Here is a 1,593-nt window from a genome sequence, read left to right on the forward strand (position 1 = left end):
TAGCTCTAAATGCTGATTAATCAAGAAAAAATTTTATGGATAAGTTAATCATTAAGGTAGGAACCCTATATATGGTTTTTGATTCAAAACTTATCTTATGAACTGCTTAAAATCTAAGTTCTACTTGATTTCTCTTCTTATAAAGTCCAATGTGGCTAAGGCTGTTCTTCTTCTTATCCTATCTCTATCTCCCTGAAGATTAAGTTTTTTAACTTTCATATTTCCATCTATATATAATCCTATATAAATAAGTCCTACTGGTTTATCACTTGTTCCTCCATCCGGACCTGCAATTCCTGTTATAGATACTCCAATATTTGCTATGCATCTCTTTGCTATACCTTCTGCCATTTCCTTTGCAGTTTCTTCACTTACTGCCCCAAACCTCTCTAAGGTTTCTTTTTTTACTCCTAGAGTTCTCATCTTTGCCTCATTAGAATAAGTTACTGCCCCTTCTAAAAAGACCTTAGATATTCCTGGGTAACTTATAAGCATAGAAGCTAAAAGTCCTCCTGTACAAGACTCTGCCACTCCTATCTTAAGCTCTTTATCTACTAACAACTTAGAAACTACATGCTCTAGAGAAGTTTCTCCTTCTCCATATATATTATCCTTAAGGATTCCTCTTATGTCCTCTTCTGCTGGCTCTATAATACTCATAGCTTCTTCTTCATCTTTAGCTTTAGCTGTTAATCTAAGTATTGACTCTCCATCTTTTGCATAGGGAGCTATGGTTGGATTCTCATACTTATGTATTATATGCTTCACTTTCTCCTCCATATGACTTTCACCTAGACCAGATATCCTTAAAACTTTTGACACAAGAACACTATTAGTTAGTTTTTTAAGATAAGGTTTTACTTCGTTTTTAAACATAGTTTTCATTTCTCTAGGAGGTCCTGGTAAGACTATTATAGCTTTATTATCTTCTCCTTTTATTATAGCCCCTGGTGCTGTTCCGCAGGTATTCTTTAATATTATAGCATCCTCTGGAAAATAAGCTTGTTTTTTATTATTCTCACTTAAATACATACCGCTCTTTTCAAAGTATTCTTGTAGCGCTTTATAACTCTCCTCATGACAGATAAGTTCTTTATTAAAGTATTTACATGCTATTTCCTTAGTTAAATCATCCTCTGTTGGTCCAAGTCCTCCTGTAGTTATTATAATATCACTAACTTTAAAAGCTTCTTCAAAAGCATTTAATATTCTTTCCTCATTATCTCCCACTACTGTTTGTCGATACATATCAATCCCTAAATCCGCTAACTCCTTAGCTAAGAACTGAGCATTTGTATTTACAATATCCCCTAAAAGCAACTCTGTTCCCACAGATATTATTTCTGCTTTCATCTTAACACGTCCTTTACTGTAAAACTTTTTAAAGTAATTATACCATATGGTTTTATCTATATATTTTAAATTAAAATTATTTTATTCATCGAATCTTATCATCCTTTTAGATTTCAGCTGAAAGATATTGCCTCTTTTATAAATATGTTAAGATTAAATTCTAATAAATATATTTCTCATATATGTATATATAAACTACATCCAAACTCAATCTTTGAATAAGCCTTAAGTAATGATAGC

General features: G+C 32.0%; 1 protein-coding gene. It reads right to left on the reverse strand.

The genetic code is table 11. The features are described from left to right. Window positions 1-120: 120 nt before the first annotated feature. Window positions 121-1,353 carry a competence/damage-inducible protein A gene (locus AB2369_RS13225; protein WP_367666936.1) on the reverse strand — a complete coding sequence of 411 codons (1,233 nt, stop codon included), beginning with the start codon at window positions 1,351-1,353 and terminating at the stop codon, window positions 121-123. Window positions 1,354-1,593 lie beyond the last annotated feature (240 nt).

The sequence above is a fragment of the Clostridium sp. genome (assembly GCF_040797585.1).
GTDB lineage: Bacteria > Bacillota > Clostridia > Clostridiales > Clostridiaceae > Clostridium_Z.